The organism is Pseudomonas sp. 18175 (genome assembly GCF_050432925.1).
GTDB lineage: Bacteria > Pseudomonadota > Gammaproteobacteria > Pseudomonadales > Pseudomonadaceae > Aquipseudomonas.
Genome location: NZ_JBKFTO010000005.1, coordinates 321,898 through 339,701, shown reverse-complemented (window position 1 = coordinate 339,701; position 17,804 = coordinate 321,898). Strand labels below are relative to the sequence as shown.

General features: G+C 61.4%; 14 protein-coding genes. 11 read left to right on the top strand and 3 right to left on the bottom strand.

Annotated elements, in window-relative coordinates; genetic code table 11:
- Positions 1–137: 137 nt before the first annotated feature.
- A complete protein-coding gene (locus ACLD1Y_RS09690) occupies positions 138–1,028 on the bottom strand; it encodes a LysR substrate-binding domain-containing protein (RefSeq protein WP_429477615.1) in 891 nt (296 codons plus the stop codon).
- A 102-nt stretch (positions 1,029–1,130) separates the two neighbouring features.
- On the opposite strand from ACLD1Y_RS09690, the gene ACLD1Y_RS09685 reads away from it, so the two are divergent.
- Both ACLD1Y_RS09685 and mrdA read left to right on the top strand, forming a co-directional pair.
- Positions 1,131–2,546 (top strand): aldehyde dehydrogenase family protein, encoded by a 1,416-nt coding sequence (locus ACLD1Y_RS09685; RefSeq protein WP_429477613.1) that lies wholly within the window; start codon positions 1,131–1,133, stop codon positions 2,544–2,546.
- Between the two features lie 134 nt (positions 2,547–2,680).
- Positions 2,681–4,573, top strand: a complete 1,893-nt coding sequence (mrdA, locus tag ACLD1Y_RS09680; protein WP_429477611.1) for a penicillin-binding protein 2 — start codon at positions 2,681–2,683, stop codon at positions 4,571–4,573.
- A 1-nt stretch (position 4,574) separates the two neighbouring features.
- On the opposite strand, the gene ACLD1Y_RS09675 is transcribed toward mrdA, so the two are convergent.
- A complete protein-coding gene (locus tag ACLD1Y_RS09675; protein ID WP_429477609.1) occupies positions 4,575–4,976 on the bottom strand; it encodes a GFA family protein in 402 nt (133 codons plus the stop codon).
- Positions 4,977–5,143: 167 nt separating this feature from the next.
- Between ACLD1Y_RS09675 and ACLD1Y_RS09670 the strand changes: the two genes are divergently transcribed.
- The 4 genes from ACLD1Y_RS09670 to ACLD1Y_RS09655 all read left to right on the top strand — a co-directional run bounded on the left by ACLD1Y_RS09670 (position 5,144) and on the right by ACLD1Y_RS09655 (position 9,696).
- Positions 5,144–5,602 (top strand): SRPBCC family protein, encoded by a 459-nt coding sequence (locus ACLD1Y_RS09670; RefSeq protein ID WP_429477607.1) that lies wholly within the window; start codon positions 5,144–5,146, stop codon positions 5,600–5,602.
- Between the two features lie 107 nt (positions 5,603–5,709).
- A complete protein-coding gene (locus ACLD1Y_RS09665) occupies positions 5,710–6,222 on the top strand; it encodes a sigma-70 family RNA polymerase sigma factor (RefSeq protein WP_429477605.1) in 513 nt (170 codons plus the stop codon).
- The gene (locus ACLD1Y_RS09660; protein WP_429477603.1) at positions 6,219–7,193 is read left to right on the top strand and encodes a FecR family protein; all 975 of its coding nucleotides are present in this window, start codon (positions 6,219–6,221) and stop codon (positions 7,191–7,193) included. Before ACLD1Y_RS09665 ends, ACLD1Y_RS09660 begins: the two co-directional genes overlap by 4 nt.
- A gap of 100 nt (positions 7,194–7,293) precedes the next feature.
- Positions 7,294–9,696: a TonB-dependent siderophore receptor gene (locus ACLD1Y_RS09655; protein ID WP_429477601.1), complete on the top strand. Its 2,403-nt coding sequence runs from the start codon at positions 7,294–7,296 to the stop codon at positions 9,694–9,696.
- A 40-nt stretch (positions 9,697–9,736) separates the two neighbouring features.
- On the opposite strand, the gene ACLD1Y_RS09650 is transcribed toward ACLD1Y_RS09655, so the two are convergent.
- A complete protein-coding gene (locus ACLD1Y_RS09650; protein WP_429477599.1) occupies positions 9,737–11,971 on the bottom strand; it encodes a TonB-dependent receptor in 2,235 nt (744 codons plus the stop codon).
- Positions 11,972–12,169: 198 nt separating this feature from the next.
- Between ACLD1Y_RS09650 and ACLD1Y_RS09645 the strand changes: the two genes are divergently transcribed.
- The 5 genes from ACLD1Y_RS09645 (at position 12,170) to ACLD1Y_RS09625 (ending at position 17,796) form a co-directional block, all read left to right on the top strand.
- Positions 12,170–14,527, top strand: coding sequence for a DNA polymerase II (locus ACLD1Y_RS09645; protein WP_429477597.1), 2,358 nt, complete (start codon positions 12,170–12,172; stop codon positions 14,525–14,527).
- Between the two features lie 311 nt (positions 14,528–14,838).
- A complete protein-coding gene (locus tag ACLD1Y_RS09640) occupies positions 14,839–15,471 on the top strand; it encodes a glutathione S-transferase N-terminal domain-containing protein (RefSeq protein ID WP_429477595.1) in 633 nt (210 codons plus the stop codon).
- 165 nt (positions 15,472–15,636) lie between these two features.
- Entirely contained in the window at positions 15,637–16,221 is a 585-nt protein-coding gene (locus ACLD1Y_RS09635) for a DUF4174 domain-containing protein (RefSeq protein WP_429477593.1), read from the top strand.
- Positions 16,222–16,333: 112 nt separating this feature from the next.
- Positions 16,334–16,849, top strand: a complete 516-nt coding sequence (locus ACLD1Y_RS09630) for a sigma-70 family RNA polymerase sigma factor (RefSeq protein WP_429477591.1) — start codon at positions 16,334–16,336, stop codon at positions 16,847–16,849.
- Positions 16,846–17,796 carry a FecR domain-containing protein gene (locus tag ACLD1Y_RS09625; protein ID WP_429477589.1) on the top strand — a complete coding sequence of 317 codons (951 nt, stop codon included), beginning with the start codon at positions 16,846–16,848 and terminating at the stop codon, positions 17,794–17,796. Before ACLD1Y_RS09630 ends, ACLD1Y_RS09625 begins: the two co-directional genes overlap by 4 nt.
- The last annotated feature ends 8 nt before the right edge of the window (positions 17,797–17,804 follow it).

Here is a 17,804-nt window from a genome sequence, read left to right as displayed (position 1 = left end):
TGCTGACGCGGCTACCGACACAGCGGGCGAGTGAGATTGACCAACTGCTGCCGCATCAGTGGGTATCTGCCTGAGTCATGCAAGGTGACTTCGGCAGACGCTTACATTTAAGCTTGCTCCTCACGTCATAAGCTCGACTAAAAGCCTTCCTCCCTGATCAACTCAATCAACGCCCTCAACCCCGCCGACACATGACGCCTTCCCGGGTAATAGAGGCGCAGCTTGTCAAACGATGGTGTCCATTCTTCTAGTACGCGCACCAAGGTTCCCGACGCAAGATCCGCAGCCGCATTCCACTCTGTCAGATAGGCCAACCCAAACCCAGCCCGAGCCGCTTCAAGCATCAGGGTAGGGTTATCCAATGTCATTGGCCCCTGCACATCCACGGTAGTGGCTTCACCGTGTCGCTCGAACTCCCAGCGATAAATAGCACCGCTCGGCATCCGGCAGCGGATGCATTCATGACCGTTCAAGTCCAAGGGACTCAGCGGGATGGGGCGGCGGGAAAAATAAGCAGGACTGCCCAATACCGCAAAGCGCTGCCTCGGGCTGATATCAACAGCGATCATGTCCTGAGGGATGCTATCACCCAAGCGAATCCCCGCATCGAAACCCTGGGCGACGATATCGACTAGCCGCCCCTCAGTGACGATATCCAGCTTCATCTGTGGATAGCGGCGCATGTACTCCAGCAACAGCGGCATCACCTGTTTGGCGGCCCCTGCTGACGTATTGAGGCGCAAGGTACCGCTTGGTAGCGCCTGGCGATTGCCAGCCTGCTCAAGCGCAACACGGATTGTCGAGAGGGCCGGCGTAATAGTGCTGACAAACTCCGCGCCCACTTCCGACAACGACACACTGCGCGTTGTCCGATTGAACAAGCGCACGCCCATCCGCGCTTCCAGCCCTGCAACCGAATGGCTCAGTGCCGAGGTCGACACATTCAACTCTGTCGCCGCCGCACGAAAACTCCGATGGCGCGCCACTGCCAGCACGGCTTCCAATTCATTCAGCCCAGATGTATTCATTGTCCTGAATCGCTCATCAGCTCATGCCGGTTTGTACGGATTATCAGGCCAATCATAGTGGCTTACCGTAGCGCCTACTACCTGAGCGCCTTCGGAGGCCCCATGCAACAGATCAATCAGATCTACATCAACGGCCAATTTGTCGCGCCCCATGGCATGGAGTTGTTCGACCTGCACAACCCCGCGACGGCCAAGGTCATCGCCCAAGTCAAATTGGCCGACGAACAGGACGCGCTGGACGCAATCCAAGCCGCTAAGCAGGCCTTTCCTGGGTTTTCCCGCACTTCCAAAGCCACGCGAGTCGACTACCTCAAGCGCATGCATGCGGCAGTCGCCTCTGTAGAAGCAGAACTCACTGCCGCCATCATCGAAGAATACGGCGCACCTGTTTCCCGTGCAGCCTGGATGGCCAAGCATGCGGCGAATGTCTTGCTGGAGGCTGCGAATGTGCTGCAGGACTATGACTTCACCCAGCGTATTGGTATTGCCGACGTGACCATGCAACCGCTTGGCGTCGCCGGGCTCATCACGCCCTGGAACAGTAACGCGGGCTTCATCTGCGGCAAGCTCGCCGCTGCACTTGCAGCGGGTTGCACAGCGGTGATCAAGCCCAGCGAAATGAGCGCCCTGCAAACCGCCATCGTCACACGGGCGTTGCATCAGGCTGGCTTGCCTGCAGGAGTTTTCAACATCGTCACCGGGCGTGGCGAAACCGTAGGTGCCGTCCTGAGTACGCACCCCGACATCGCCAAGATCTCATTCACCGGTTCCACTGCCGTGGGTAAACACATCCTGCGGGCCGGTGCTGAGACCTTGAAACGCATCACCTTGGAATTAGGTGGGAAGTCGCCCGTGCTGATTCTCGATGATGCCGACTTGAAACAAGCGATCCCCATGGCACTTCAAGCGGGCTTCATGAACAGTGGCCAAGCCTGCATCGCCGGCACCCGCATCCTCGTCCCGGCAAACCGTTTGGCCGAAATTGAAGCGATGTTCGTCGAGCACGCCGCCAACATTCGCGCAGGCGATCCCCAAGACCCCAACACCAGCGTCGGCCCCATGGTCAGCTTCAAGCAATGGCAGCGTGTTCAGCGATACATCCACCTCGGCCTGGAAGAGGGCGCTCACCTTCTGGTGGGTGGGCCTGGGCTGCCTGATGGCATCGAAGCCGGTTGGTTTGTCAAACCTACCGTATTCAGTCGCGTCACCAATCAAATGACCATTGCCCGTGAAGAAATCTTTGGCCCAGTGCTTTCGATCATTACCTACAAGGACGAGGCCGAAGCCTTGGCAATTGCCAACGACACGCCCTACGGCCTCCAGGCCTATATCCTTTCCTCCAACCTGCCTAAGGCCCGCGCGCTGGCGGCTTATATCGACGCCGGTCGGGTATTGATCAATACCCTTGCCCACGAACCCCGCGCCCCCTTCGGCGGCTTTAAGCAATCCGGCATCGGCCGCGAATACGGCACCTTTGGCCTGGAAGCCTTCCTGGAGCCGAAATCCGTGCTTGCCTGACAAAACAGCATGCCGTTGGGGAAATCGATGCAAAGTGTTTCTGCATTTTTGGTATGGTGCAGCACATTTTCACAGGGATTGACCTTTCTTCCGCAGGACGCGGCGTCGACCTTCTTCAACGAGATGCTGTAGAAATGCCAGAACCCATACCCATCAAGGATCACGAAAAAGAGAACCGCCTGGTCAACAAGCGCCTGCTCGCCTGCGCGTTGTTGGTGATCGGCATCACCTGCGCGCTAGTGGGGCGCATGTATTTCCTGCAGGTCGTACAGTTCGACTATCACTCCACTATTTCCGAAAACAATCGCGTCCACGTATTGCCGATTACGCCGACACGCGGCCTGATCTATGACCGCAACGGCGTAGTGCTGGCCGATAACCGCCCCAGCTACAACCTGACCATCACCCGCGAGCGCACCACCGACCTCAAGGGTGAGCTGGACGCCATCGTCAATCTGTTGCACCTGCCTGCCGAAGATCGCGCTGTCTTCGATAAGGCGTTGAAGCAGGCACGCCACCCCTTCGTCCCCGTGACGCTGTTTTACGAGCTGACCGAAGAACAGATCGCGCTGTTGGCCGTCAACGAGTTCCGCCTGCCAGGTGTTGATGTCGAGCCGCAATTCGTCCGCCACTACCCCCTGGGCGCGCACTTTGCCCACTCCATCGGCTATGTGGGGCGGATCAACGAGAAAGAATCCAAGGCCCTCGATTCGGTGGAGTACCGCGGCACGCAGTCCATCGGCAAGACCGGTATCGAACGCTTCTACGAGTCTGAGTTGCATGGCCATGTCGGTTATGAAGAAGTCGAGACCAACGCCCAGGGCCGCGTACTGCGGGTACTCAAGCACACTGACCCGATCCCCGGCAAAAACATCGTATTGAGTCTCGACGTGCATCTTCAGGAAGCGGCAGAGGAAGCCTTGGGCGACCGCCGTGGTTCGGTGGTGGCCCTCGACCCGCAGACCGGCGAAGTACTGGCCATGGTCAGCAAACCGAGTTTCGACCCGAACCTGTTCGTCACCGGTATCAGCTTCAAGGAATACGCCGCGCTGCACGACTCCATCGACCGGCCGCTGTTCAACCGTGTCCTAAGAGGGCTCTACGCACCGGGCTCGACCATCAAGCCCGAAGTGGCCATCGCCGGTCTCGACAGTGGTGTCGTCACGGCCCAAACCCGCGTGTTCGACCCCGGTTACTACCAGCTCCCCGATTTTGATCACAAATACCGTAACTGGAACCACAGCGGCGACGGCTGGGTAGACATGGACGCTGCCATCATGCGCTCCAACGACACCTACTTTTACGACCTGGCCCACAAGCTGGGCATCGACCGCTTGCACGACTATCTGGCCGAATTCGGCCTCGGCCAAAAAGTCTCGCTGGATATGTTCGAAGAATCCGCCGGCCTGATGCCCTCCCAGGCCTGGAAGCGTGCCACCCGACGTCAACCCTGGTTTCCCGGTGAAACCGTGATCCTCGGGATCGGCCAGGGCTACATGCAGGTCACGCCGTTGCAACTGGCCCAGGCCACCGCACTGATCGCCAACAAAGGCGTGTGGAACCGCCCGCACCTGGCCAAGACCATCAACGGCGTGCCACCGGTGGACGAAAACCCGATGCCCAATGTGGTCCTCAAGGATCAGCGTGACTGGGAACAAGTCAACCATGGCATGCAGCTCGTGATGCACGACCCACGTGGTATCGCCCGTGCTGCCGCGCAGGGTGCGCAATACCGTATCGCCGGCAAGAGTGGTACCGCGCAAGTGGTGGCGATCAAGCAGGGCGAGCGCTATGACCGTAACAAAACCCTGGAGCGTCATCGTGACAACGCGTTGTTCGTTGGCTTCGCGCCTGCCGAACACCCGAAAATCGTGATCTCGGTGATGATCGAAAACGGCGAGGCCGGCGGCCGCGTGGCAGGCCCGGTGGTACGCCAGATCATGGACGCCTGGCTGCTTGACCAGGAAGGTCACCTTAAGCCGCAATACGCCACGCCGGCCAAAGCGCCAGGAGACCCGAAGGTTTAAGTCAAACCTTCCATTCGTCCCATTGCTCTACACCTTCATAGGCCAGCCAGGGCATAGCGTGGGCCGTCCAGATGTGCGAAGTGGGTCTGACGCCTGGATCATCATCCAGCGTCGCCACTCGCACTATCACGTGGGGTTGATGCCCACGTTCGGCCATCAGATGTGTGCCACAGCGCGAGCAGAAATGCCTGAATTTACCCGGCGAAGATTCAAGTGACGATAGCAGTGCATCGCCCTGGGTCCAGCGAAAGTGCTCGCGCATCACGCCCGCCGTTGAAACGAAGGCTGCTGCATGGACCTTGCGGCAGCTTTGGCAATGGCAGTGGCTGATGGGCATATCCAGGCGGTCCAACTGATACTGCACGGCCTTGCAGAAACAACTTCCATGTAGCGGCTGAGTCATGGTGAATCACCTTGGGGGAGAGGTAGACAATCTACCGCTCGCGGCCACACTGTGCACCACACAGATCAACTACTCCGGGCCGTAAAAGATCCCGTAGCCATGCCAATGCGTGACTGAAAGGTTGCGCATTGGTCGATGTCGCCTACTGTCATTGGAGGAGGTGACTTATGCATGTTTTGGATCGCATCGAACGAAAAGTCCTGCTCAACGCGTCACGTAAACAGGTGTGGGAGGCACTGACCGACGCCGAACAATTCGGCAACTGGTTTGGCGTCGCCCTCAAAGGCAATACCTTCACGGCGGGTCAAACCCTTGAAGCGCCGATCACCTATCCAGGTTACGAACATGTGATTTGGAAGGCCAAGATCGAACGCATCCTGCCGCAAACGCTGTTCTCGTTCTGGTGGCACCCCTTCGCGGTGGAGCGGGGCGTCGACTACGACCAGGAAACCCCGACGTTGGTGGAATTCACGATTGAGGACCGCGCCCCAGGCATTCTGCTGCGGGTGGTGGAGTCCGGCTTTGACACGGTGCCCGAAGCGCGTCGGCAAAAAGCGTTCAAGATGAATTCCCGTGGCTGGGATGAGCAAATGGGCAACATCGAAGCCTACCTGAGCCAGGCGTGATTCAAAGACTGTTGTGGTGAGTTCATCGGCCCGTGTTTTAGCGATTGCAATGCGTCACGGTCTACGCAGATAATGAGATGAATTATCATTAACGTCTGGCAGTTTGCGTGTCCACACCCACTGATCCCAAGGCCTTGCTCGCCGCGCTCTATGACGATAACCATCGTTGGTTGCGCGCGTGGCTGTATCGCCAGTTGAAGTGCCCCCAGGATGCCGCCGACCTGACCCAGGACACCTTCATCCGCGTGCTCGATGCGCGCCAGCTCACCCAGCTTGAGGAGCCGCGTGCGTTCCTCAGCACGGTGGCGCGGCGGTTGCTGTTCAGTTTCTGGCGACGCAAGCGCCTGGAGCAAAGCTACCTCGACAGCCTGGCCCTGCTGCCGGAGCGCTACAGCCCTTCGGAAGAAGACCTGGCGCTGGTGCGCGAAGCCTTGGAAAGCATCGACCGCCTGCTCAATGGCTTGCCTGCGCGTGTGCGCCAGATCTTTATCCTCAGCCGCCTCGAAGGCTTGTCCCAACCGATGATCGCGCAGCAATTGAACGTTTCCCTCGCCACCGTCGAACGTGACCTGCGCCGGGCGTTCCTGCATTGCCTGGCCGAATCGGCAGACCTGGCATGACCCACGCCAAGGTCGACGCTACCACCCGCGACGCTGTCGATTGGCTGCTGCGCCTGGAAGCCGCTGGCGAAGACCCCAGCCTGCATCAAGCCTTCGAAGCCTGGTTGCGCGCCAGCCCGCAGCACGCCGCCGCCTGGCAGCGCGTGGGCAGCCTATTGCAACAGCCAATTGCCGATTTGCAGCGCATCGAGGCCCAGAGCCCCGGCCAGTTGCGCGCGGCCTCCAAGGCGTTGATGACGCCGGATGCCGTATCGCGCCGCAACGTGCTGCGCGGTGGGCTGGCCTTGATGGTGTTTGGTGCCAGCGGTGCTGCCGTGCTTGATCGTATCCAGCCACTGAGCGGTGTGTGGGCCGACCGGCATACGGCCACCGGCGAACGTCAAACCTTCGAACTCTCCGATGGCACGCGCCTGAGCCTCAACGCCCGCAGCTCGGTGGATATCCGTTTCACCGACCAACGCCGCGTTGTGCACGTGCGTGAAGGCCAGGTGTTTGTAGACGTGGCCACCGACACGCGCCGCCCCTTTGTGATCACCACTGCCCAGGGCGAGGTCCAGGCCCTGGGTACGCAATTCATGGTCAGCCAGGAGGCGACCGGCAGCCTTACGTCGGTGCAGTTGCACAGCGTGCAGGTCACCACAGTGGGCGGCAACCAGCGACGTGTGGAGGCGGGGCAGGCCGCGTGGTTCAGCGAGAGCGTGGTGCGTCCTGTGCCGCTGTCGGTGGCCGGGCGGGTGGATTGGCGTGACGGGCGCATCGACATCCGCGACGAGCCTCTCGGTATGCTGATCGATGCCTTGCGCCCCTATCGCCGGGGGGTGCTGCGCATCAGCCCGCAGGCGGCCGCGATGCATGTCTACGGGGTGTACCCGCTGGACGATGCCGAGCGCACCCTGCAATCCCTGGCACAGACCTTCCCGCTGCGCATCCGGCACTACGGCCCCTGGTTGACGCTGATCGACGTGCGTTAACCGATTATTTTCAAGCACCGTGAGGGGATCGCTCGTCTCGCGAGTCAGGGTTAGAGAACGCCCACCTGACAACGAGTATCCACCCCTTATGGCACCCTTGATGATCCGTCCTTGCCTGTTGACGCTGGCCATTACCCTGGCTGTTATCGGTCAGCCCGCCGCGGCCCAGGACACCACCCAGTATTTTGACCTGCCGGCGGCTTCCCTCGGCGAGACCTTGAGTCGCCTGTCCCGCGAGAGCGGGCGCACGTTGTCGGTTACCCCGACGCTGTTGCAAGGGCGCCGCGCCGCGGCCGTGCATGGCCAGTTGACGCCCGAGCAAGCCGCGCAGCAGGCGCTGGCAGGCAGTGGTCTGGGGTTGATCGTCACCGACAATGGCACCTGGAGCCTGTACCCGTTGCCCGAAGGCAGTGCGCTGAACCTCAGCCCTACCAACATCACCGGGCAAGTGAGCGAAAACGCCTGGGGCCCGGTGGACGGTTATGTCGCCACACGCAGCGGCACGGCCACCAAGACCGACACCCCGATCCTCGAAATCCCGCAGACGGTCAACGTGGTCACCGCCGACCAGATCGCCGTGCAAGGCGCTCGCAACCTCACCCAGGCGTTGCGCTACACGCCGGGCGTCGACACCAACGGCTACACCGACCGCAACACCATCGCCGATGAAGTCGCCAGCCGTGGGTTCGCCCCGACCTTGCTGTACCTCGACGGCGCCTACCTGCCGTACGCCGGCAGCCTGGGCGGCGCGCCGCAGATCGACCCCTACACCCTGGAACGCATCGAAGTGCTCAAAGGCCCGGCATCGGTGCTCTATGGGCAGAACCAGCCCGGCGGCATGATCAACATGGTCTCCAAGCGCCCGACCACCGAAGCCCGGCACCAGGTCAAATTCGGTCTTGGCAGCTACGACCGGGTCAATGGTGCGCTGGATTTCAGTGGCCCCATCGACGAAGCCAAGACCCTGAGCTATCGCCTGATCGCCCTGGCGCGCAACGGCAACGAGATGGTCGATCACGCCACCGACAGCCGCACCTTGCTTGCCCCCAGCCTAACCTGGGCACCGAACGACGACACCGCACTGACCGTCTACGCCCAGTTGCAGCGCGACAAGTCCCTGGCCGACTACCAAGCGCTGCCCGCCATCGGCACGCTGTACCGCAACGCCCAGGGCAAGCACATCGACCGCGATACGTTCCTTGGCGACTCGGATTGGAACAACTACATCCGCGATCAATACGTGCTGGGCTATGACTTCTCCCACGCCTTCAACGACAACCTCGAATACCGCCAGACTGCGCGCTATACCGACGTCAACGACCGCTATAAAGGCTTCTACCTGAACCGTTTCGTCACCCGTGCCGACGGCAGCACCGACGACACCCGCGCCACCCGTACCAAGCTGGACTGGAACCAGCACAACTCGGCGTACACCATCGATAACAACCTGCAATTCAAGTTCGCCACCGGCGCCCTGGACCACACCCTGCTTACCGGTGTCGATTACCGCCAGTTCACCCGCAAGTACCAGGGCTACAACCTGTACGGCGTGGAGGTCATCGACCTGTACAACCCCACCAACTACCACACCCTTGGCCAGCCCCCTCTTACCACCAAGTGGGACAACACCATCAAGCAGACCGGTTTGTACGCGCAGGATCAGATCAAGTTGGACCGCTTCATCCTCACCGTCGGCCTGCGTGAAGACTGGGCTGAAGTGGAAAACCGCGACCTCTTGGCCAACAGCACCGTCAGCCAGAAAGACAAGAAGCTCACGCGCAGGATCGGCCTGACCTACCTCACCGATTTTGGCCTGGCGCCGTACGTGAGTTACGCCGAATCGTTCTTTCCCAGCATCGGCAGCCAGGCCCCGCAGCGCGGTGCTTCGGCGTTCAAGCCGGTGGAAGGTGAACAGTACGAAGCCGGCGTGAAATACCAGCCCAATGACCGTTCGTTGTTGACGTTATCGGTGTACCAGATCAAGCAAAAGAACGTGCTCACCGGTGACATCGAGTACCCGGAATACCAACTGCAAGAAGGTGAGGTGCGCTCACGCGGCGTCGAGTTCGAGGGCAAGACGCACATCGGTCAGTTCGAGGTGATCGGCGCGCTGGCCTATCTGGACTCGTTCTACACCAAGAGTACCTATGGCAACCAAGGCAACCGTAACGAATCCCAGGCGCCATGGTCGGCCAGCACCTGGGTTGATTACCACTTTGCCAGCGATGCCCTGGTTGGTCTGACCGTTGGCGGTGGTGCGCGTTATACCGGCAAGAAGTACGGCGACTCAGGCAATACCTTCAAGACGCCATCGTTCGTGGTGTATGACACGACCATCAGCTACGACCTGGGGCGCGTCAGCTCCACGCTCAAGGGCGCAGAAGCCAGCCTGAACGTACAGAACCTGTTTGATCGCGAGTACGTGTCGTCGTGCAACTACGCGTTTGGTTGCTACTACGGGCAGGAGCGTACGGCATCGTTGGAAATGTCTTACGACTGGTAACCCACAGCGGGTGGCCGCCTTGGCCGCCACCCGCGGATGATCAGAAGTCCACGGTGGCCGACAGCTTGGCCACACGCGGATCACCCTGGGTCAAGTAACCGCCCAGCGCCGATTCCCAGTACCGGGTGTTGGCGACGTTCTCCACGGTGGCGCCCAGCGTCACGTCACGCTGATCGACCTTGAAGTTATAACGGGCGCCTACGTCGAAGCGGTTCCAGGTCGGCAGGCTCAAGGTGTTGGCCGCGTCGGCATACTGGCCGCCAGTGCGCAGCATGCGCCCGTTGACGCTCACGCCTTGCAGGCCCGGCACATCCCAATCCACCCCGGCGTTCAGTTGGAACGTCGGCACGCCAATGGCGCGGTTGCCGTCGTTGGCGCCGCCGGCGGTGCCGCTGACTTCGGTGTGGATCACCGTCGCGCCGCCCAGCAAACGCAGGCCCGGCAACGGCTCACCGAAGACATTGAGTTCTACGCCCTTGTTGACCTGATTACCCTGGAACACATAGGTCGTGCTGTTATCCGCATTCAGTTGGGAGTAACCCTGGGTCGGTTGCTCGATGCGATACACCCCCAGTGTCGCGCCGTAGCTGCCCATGTCCACCTTGACCCCGGCCTCGGTCTGCTTCGAACGGGCAGGGGCGTAGGTCTGGCCATGGTTGGTCAGTGTAGTGCCATTGGCCGCCGTCTCCGGCGCAGTCGGGCCCGAAGCCAGTCCTTCGATGCGGTTGGCATAAAACGACACGTGATCCCACGGCTTGAACACCAGGCCATACACCGGCGTGGTGATCGACTTGTCGTAGCTCGCGTTACGCTCACCCGTGCCGTAGGCATAACCCTGCACCACCAGTTCCTGGCGACGCAGGCCTGCAGTGAACAGCAAGCGGTCATCCATAAAGCCGAAGGTGTCCGACACCGCCGCGCTGCGGGCGAAGGTCTTGGCGGTGATGCCTGGGTCGTTCATGTCGCCGCCGGTGGAGCTGCCCTTGACCGGTTCAGCCACCTCGACCGGGTTGTAGATATTGCTCGCGTGCCCGGTGAAGTCGAAGTCATAGGCGTTGCGCGCCTGGGTCCAGATGCCGGTCAAACCGAAGTTCAACTTGTGGCTGACCGGGCCGGTCTGGAACTTGCCGTTGAGGCCGGCCATCAGGCTCGTGTTGTCTTCCTGATGGGCGATGCGCGAGCCGGTCACCGTAGCGTTGCCGGCGGTGTCATTCAGCGTGGTGGACGAATAGCGGCCAATCTCGTTGGTGTGCTTGGCGCCGCCTGCGACATAGGCGGTCCAGTTGTCGTTGAGGTCGTACTCGCCACGCAGCATGCCGAAGGTGTCTTCCAGGCTGGTGGTGGCCCAGCTTGGCGCGTAGTTGGTGTCGGCCGAGGGCGCTTTGGGGATGCTGGTCAGGTTACTACCGAGAAACACCGAGTTGCGCCCGCCGTTGACTTGCTGCTTCTGGTACACAAAGTCACCCGACACACGCAGCGCGTCGCCGCGATAATCCAGGCCCACCGAAAACAGTTTGGAGCGCTGGCTTTCGTGGTCTGTGCCGGTATCGCCTTCGCGCTGGGAAATATTCACCCGTGCGCCAAAGCGGTTGTCTTCGCCAAAGCGCTGGCCGATGTCCAGGTGTTCGCCGACCCGGCCGTCGTTGCTGATGTCGGTGCTGAAGCGGCGCAACGGCACATCATCGGCGCGCTTGGCTTGCAGGTTCACACCGCCACCGATGCCTGACCCGCCCGGGGTCACACCGTTGATAAAGGCGTTGGGGCCCTTGAACACTTCAACCCGTTCCAGGGCGTCGGTGGACATCAGCTGGCGCGGCAGGATGCCGTACAACCCGTTGAGGGAAATATCGTCGCCATTGAGGGGCAGGCCACGAATCACAAAAGCCTGCGACTGGTTGCCATAGCCCGAGGCCTGGCGCACGGACGCATCATTGAGCAGCACATCGCCGACGGTTTCGGCCTGCTGGTCGCGGATCAGTTTCTCGGTGTAGGAAGACATGCTGAACGGCACGTCCATGATGTCCTGGTTGCCCAGTACACCCAATTGCCCGCCGCGTGCTACCTGGCCGCCGGCATACACCGGGGGCAGGGCGCTTGGCGTGGGGGCGTCGGCGTTGATGGTGGTGGCACCCAATTCCAGTGTGTTGTCGTCCTGACTGTTGTTCGCATCCTGCGTGGTGACTGGGGTTGCGGCGTGAGCAGTAAGGCTCAGGGAGCAGCAAAGGGCGAGCAAGGTCGGGCGCAACGGCACAGCGAATGGCGTACGGGTGGGCATGGTCGATCCTGACGGTGAACCGTCAAAGTGAGGAATAGGGCAACAAACGTTGCGCGTCCTCGCTGCGCGGATACGACTCCGGCGCGAATGATAGTAATTGTTATTAACATCCCGCAACAAATATTTACCTGTGCGGTCTTCACGCGCGCATAGCCGAGTAGAATCACGCCCTGAAAGCGATTCCTGAGGTGCGGTACGGTGGATTTACAGCAGGGTTTTGTCCTGACCCGGCATTGGCGTGATACCCCGTTGGGCACGGAGGTCAGCTTTTGGTTGGCCACCGACACTGGCCCAAGGTTTGTCCGCCTCCCCATGCAGACCTCCGTGGTGTTTATCCCCGAGGCTCATCGCAAGCCGTTGGACTGGCTGCTCAAGGGCGAGCGCGAGATAGAATTGCGCCCCTTGCAACTGTGCGACTTTCATCATCGCCCCGTCCTCGGCCTCTACACCCGCCAGCACCGCCAGTTGATGGACGTGGAAAAACGCCTGCGAGCCGCCGGTGTGGATGTGTACGAAGGCGACGTGCGCCCACCGGAGCGCTACATGATGGAGCGTTTTATCACCGCGCCCGTGTGGTTCGGCGGTACTGCGGACGCTGATGGCACGCTGACGCAAGCCCAGATGAAACCCGCGCCCGGCTACCGGCCGCCGCTGAAACTGGTGTCCCTGGACATCGAGACCACCGCCCAGGGCGACCTGTATTCCATCGCCCTTGAAGGCTGCGGCGAGCGCCAGGTGTACATGCTCGGCCCGCCGAACAAACCCGATGCAGTGGACTTCAAGCTCGACTACTGCGACACCCGCGCCCAACTGCTTGAACGCCTCAACCAGTGGATCGCCACCTTCGACCCCGACGCGATCATCGGCTGGAACCTGGTGCAGTTCGACCTGCGCGTACTCCACGAACACGCCCAACGCCTCAACGTGCCGCTGCTGCTCGGCCGTGGCGCCGAGCCCATGGCCTGGCGCGAACACGGCAGCCGCAGCCACTACTTCGCGGCAGCGGCCGGGCGGTTGATCATCGACGGCATCGAAGCCTTGCGTTCGGCCACGTGGAGTTTCGAATCCTTCAGCCTGGAAAATGTCGCGCAAACCCTGCTGGGGGAGGGTAAGGACATCTCCACGCCGTACCAGCGCATGGACGAAATCAACCGCATGTTCGCCGAAGACAAGCCCGCGCTTGCGCGCTACAACCTCAAGGACTGCGAACTGGTCACGCGGATCTTCACCAAGACCGAGCTGCTCACGTTTTTGCTGGAACGGGCCAGCGTCACCGGCTTGCCGGCCGATCGCAACGGTGGTTCGGTCGCCGCGTTTACCCACTTGTACATGCCGCTGATGCACCGCCAGGGCTTTGTCGCGCCGAACCTGGGGGACAAACCGCCCCAGGCCAGCCCCGGTGGTTTCGTCATGGACTCACGCCCTGGTCTCTATGAGTCGGTGCTGGTGCTCGACTACAAAAGCCTCTACCCGTCGATCATCCGCAGCTTCCTCATCGACCCGGTGGGCCTGATCGAAGGCCTTAAATACCCCGATGACAGTGACTCGGTAGAAGGCTTTCGCGGCGCGCGTTTTTCCCGTACCCGACATTGCTTGCCGTCCATTGTTGCGCGGGTTTCCGAAGGCCGCGAAGAGGCCAAGCGTGAACACAATGCGCCGCTGTCCCAGGCCCTCAAAATCATCATGAACGCCTTCTACGGCGTGCTCGGTTCCAGCGGTTGCCGGTTCTTCGATACGCGGCTGGCGTCGTCCATCACCATGCGCGGCCACCAGATCATGCGTCAGACCCGCGAACTGGTCGAAGCCCAGGGCTATGAAGTGATCTACGGCGACACCGACTCCACCTTCGTCTGGCTGGGCAGTGCCCATTCCCAAGAAGACGCCAGCCGTATCGGCCGGGCCTTGGTGCAGCACGTCAACGACTGGTGGCGCGAGCACCTGCGCAACGAACTCGGCCTGCAAAGTGTTCTGGAACTGCAATACGAAACCCATTTCAGCCGCTTCCTGATGCCCACCATCCGTGGCGCCGAAGAGGGCAGCAAAAAACGCTACGCTGGCCTGGTGACGCGCAGCGATGGCAGCGAAGAAATGGTCTACAAGGGCCTCGAAACCGTGCGCAGCGACTGGTCGCCCCTGGCCCGGCGCTTCCAGCAGGAGCTGTACCAGCGCATCTTCCATCGCCAGCCGCACCAGGACTACATTCGCGACTACGTGCGCCGCACCTTGAGCGGTGAGTTCGACGAATTACTGATCTACCGCAAGCGCCTGCGCCGCCGCCTGGACGACTACGAACGCAACGTGCCACCCCACGTGCGCGCCGCACGCCTGGCCGATGACTACAACGACCGCCTGGGCCGCCCGCGCCAGTACCAGCGCGGTGGCTGGATCAGCTACGTGATCAGCGTCAACGGCCCGGAGCCACTGGAGGTGCGCCAAGCGCCCATCGACTACGATCATTACGTGACCCGGCAACTGCAACCGGTGGCCGACGCGATCCTGCCGTTTGTGGATGACGATTTCAGCACCCTGGTGGGCGGGCAGATGGGCTTGTTTTAAAACGCTTGATTTACCCCATCCAATCTCGGCCCCCTTTGGTTGTAGTGAGCGGGCTTGTCCCGCGCCGCATAGGTATCTACACAACTGAGCATTGCTGCCGGACCTGTGGCGAGGGAGCTTGCTCCCGTGACTGCCTGGCAGTCGGGCTATTTTTACTGGGTGTAAATCGGTTCAAGTGTGGGAGCGGGCTTGCTCGCGAAGGCGGTCTATCATGCGACTAGGTTCTACCTGGAAGAATGCATCGACCGAGTTAGGGCCGCTTCGCAGCCCAGCGCGGGACAAGTCCGCTCACTACAACAGGATCAAGCCCCATGTACACCCTCTACGGTATCGACGAATCCGGCTCCTGCATGATCGAAATCGCCCTGCAGCGTTGCGCAGTGCAATGGCGGCGAATAGACGCGGCTTCATGGGCCGAGGGCGAGGGCAGCGACGAACTGGCGCGTATCAACCCGCTCAAGCAGGTGCCGACGCTGCTGACGCCCGATGGCCAGGTGCTGACCGAAAGCAGCGCGATCCTCATCCATCTGGGCCTGAAATACCCCAACGCCGACCTGCTGGCCGGCAACCGCGCGCAGATCATCCGTGGCCTGGTGTACATCGCGGCCAACTGCTACTCGGCCATCGGCATCATCGACTACCCGCAACGCTGGCTGGGGGACGTCAATAAAACAGTGCAGGCGCAACTGGTCACCGGTACCCGGCGTTACCTGCATCAGGCCTGGGTGGTGTTTGCCGATCAGTTCGCCGAGCAGTTGTTTGCGCCCAGCGGTGTGCCCAATGCATTGGGCTTGATGGCGGCGGCGGTGTCGCGCTGGGACGAAGCGCGTGAGGCGTTGAGCGGCTTGGCGCCAGGCTTTGCGCAGACGCTGGCGCAGGTGGATGCCGACCCCATTGTGGCCCCCGTGTTTGCGCGGCATTGGCCTGAGTGGAAGGTCTCATGATGTTTCCGTAATCAGTGGAAACAATCACCGCCGCCACCACTCAAGGCCTTGCGCAGCGGGCGTCCTGGCCTACGCTTTCTTGAACCGCTGTAGGAATCATCCTTGAATTTGGCTGTCGCAGACATGAAACTCAAGAACCCTGCATGGAATTCAAAGGAGGTGCGCATGCTCATCCGGTCGCTGACCCTGGCTACCTTGATGGCTTTTACGGGGCCGCTGTTGGCCGCTGATGATATCAACCCGCTCAAGCAGGACCTGGGCAAGGCCCGTCCGCTGGTGGTGGTGGAACTCGACGCTGGCAACCCCACGCTGGCCACCCTGAAAAAGCAACTGGAAGAACCTGCCACCAAGCAGTCCTTTGAAGAACGCAATATGGTGTTCTACACCGTGTCGTTCGGCAGCATCGGTGCCGAAGGCGAAAAGCTCGCCAAGGACCCGAAGGACAACAAGAAACTCACCCCACCGGAAACCAACGCCCTGATCCGCGCCCTCAAGCTCGGCGCCGGCAGTGGTACCAAAGTGATCCTGGTGGGCAAGGATGGTGAGAAGAAACTCGAGAAGACCGTACCGCCGGATACCCTCGACCTGAAGGCGTTTTTTAGCGCTATCGACCAGATGCCCATGGCCGAAAAAGAAGCCGCTGCCGCCGCCGAACCGCAACCCGTGGCACCGGCGCCAGCCAAGGGCGCCAAACCGGCTAAACCTGCCAAACCGGGGAGCAATCCCGCCCCGCAACAACTGGACGACTGAGCCACGCCAGGAGCCGTTCACCCGGCTCCTTGAGCAGAAAGTTGCAGTGATGGCATTGCGCAGCATGTGATAACCGTTATCATTTGCGCATCATTCTTCGCGCGCGCCCACCATGTCTTCGACTCCAACGGTAAGCCCTACTGACCTGGCCACCCTGTACCAGCAGCAACACCGCTGGTTGCAGCAATGGTTGTGGCGTCGCTTGAACTGCTCGCAAAGCGCTGCCGATTTGGCCCAGGATACGTTCCTGCGGCTGTTGGCCAAGAACCAGCCGATTGAAGTGCAAGCGCCCCGCAGTTTCCTGGCGAAGGTGGCGCAAAGCGTATTGTCCAACCACTTTCGCCGGCAAAAGCTGGAAAAAGCCTACCTGCAAGCCCTGGCGCTGTTGCCCGAAGCGTCCGCCCCCAGCGCCGAAACCCAGTGGATCCTGCTGGAAACCCTCACCGCCCTCGACGAAGCCCTCAGCCGCCTGGCCCTGCCGGTGCGCCAAGCGTTCCTGTGGTCGCAACTTGACGGCCTCAGCCACGGCGAAATTGCCGAACGCCTGGGTGCCAGCATCACCACGGTCAAGCGCTACATCATCAAGGCCGGTGCGCAGTGCATTCTGCTGGACAGCCAACGCCCATGACCGTCTCCCTGGAAGCCGCCGAGCAGGCGATGCACTGGCAGTTGGAATTGCAGGCGCCGGATGTCAGCGAGCAAACCCGCGCCGACTGGCAGCGCTGGCGTGAAGAAGACCCGGCCCATGAACGGGCCTGGCAGCATTCCCAACGGTTTTTCCAGCGCATGCAGGATGTACGCGCGCCGGCCCATCAAGCCCTGGTCAGCGCGGCGTTGCTGCCGGCGTTGTCCCGTCGCCAAGTGGTCAAGCACCTGGCTGTACTGCTGGCGGCGGGCACCACCGCCTGGAGCGTCAAGGACACCGAACTGCTGCAACACTGGACCAGCGACTACAGCACCACCGTCGGCGAGCGCTGGCGCATCGACCTGGCGGACAACACCCAGGTGCAGCTCAACACCGACACCGCCATTGATGTGAAGTACACCCCGAAGCTGCGCCAGATCCACGTGCTGCGCGGCGAAATCCTGGTGGACCCCAACCCCAGTGAAATCCGCCCGTTGTGGGTCAAGACCGCCGAAGGCCTGACCCGCGCCGTCAGTGGGCGTTTCAGCGTGCGCCAGCGCAGCGGCTTCACCCAATTGGGTGCCGACCACGGTGCGCTGTCGGTGCAAATCCCCTCCCGCAGCCTGGTGTTGCAAGGGGGCGAACTGATCAGCTTTGATGCCCACACCTTGCTCGCCCGCCGCCCGCAACGGGACGGTGAATTGGCCTGGAGCCGCGGCATGATCGTCGCTCAGGGCATGCGCCTGGACGACTTCCTTGAGGAGCTCGGCCGCTATCGTCGCGGGCGCCTGTCGTGTGACCCGGCCGTGAGCGGCCTGCGAGTATCCGGCACCTTTCCGCTGACGGACACCGACCGCATCCTGGCGGCGCTGGCGCACACCCTCAAGCTGGATGTGCAGCACTTCACCCGCTTCTGGGTCACCCTCAAGCCCCGTCAGAGCATGGTTTGAATTTATTT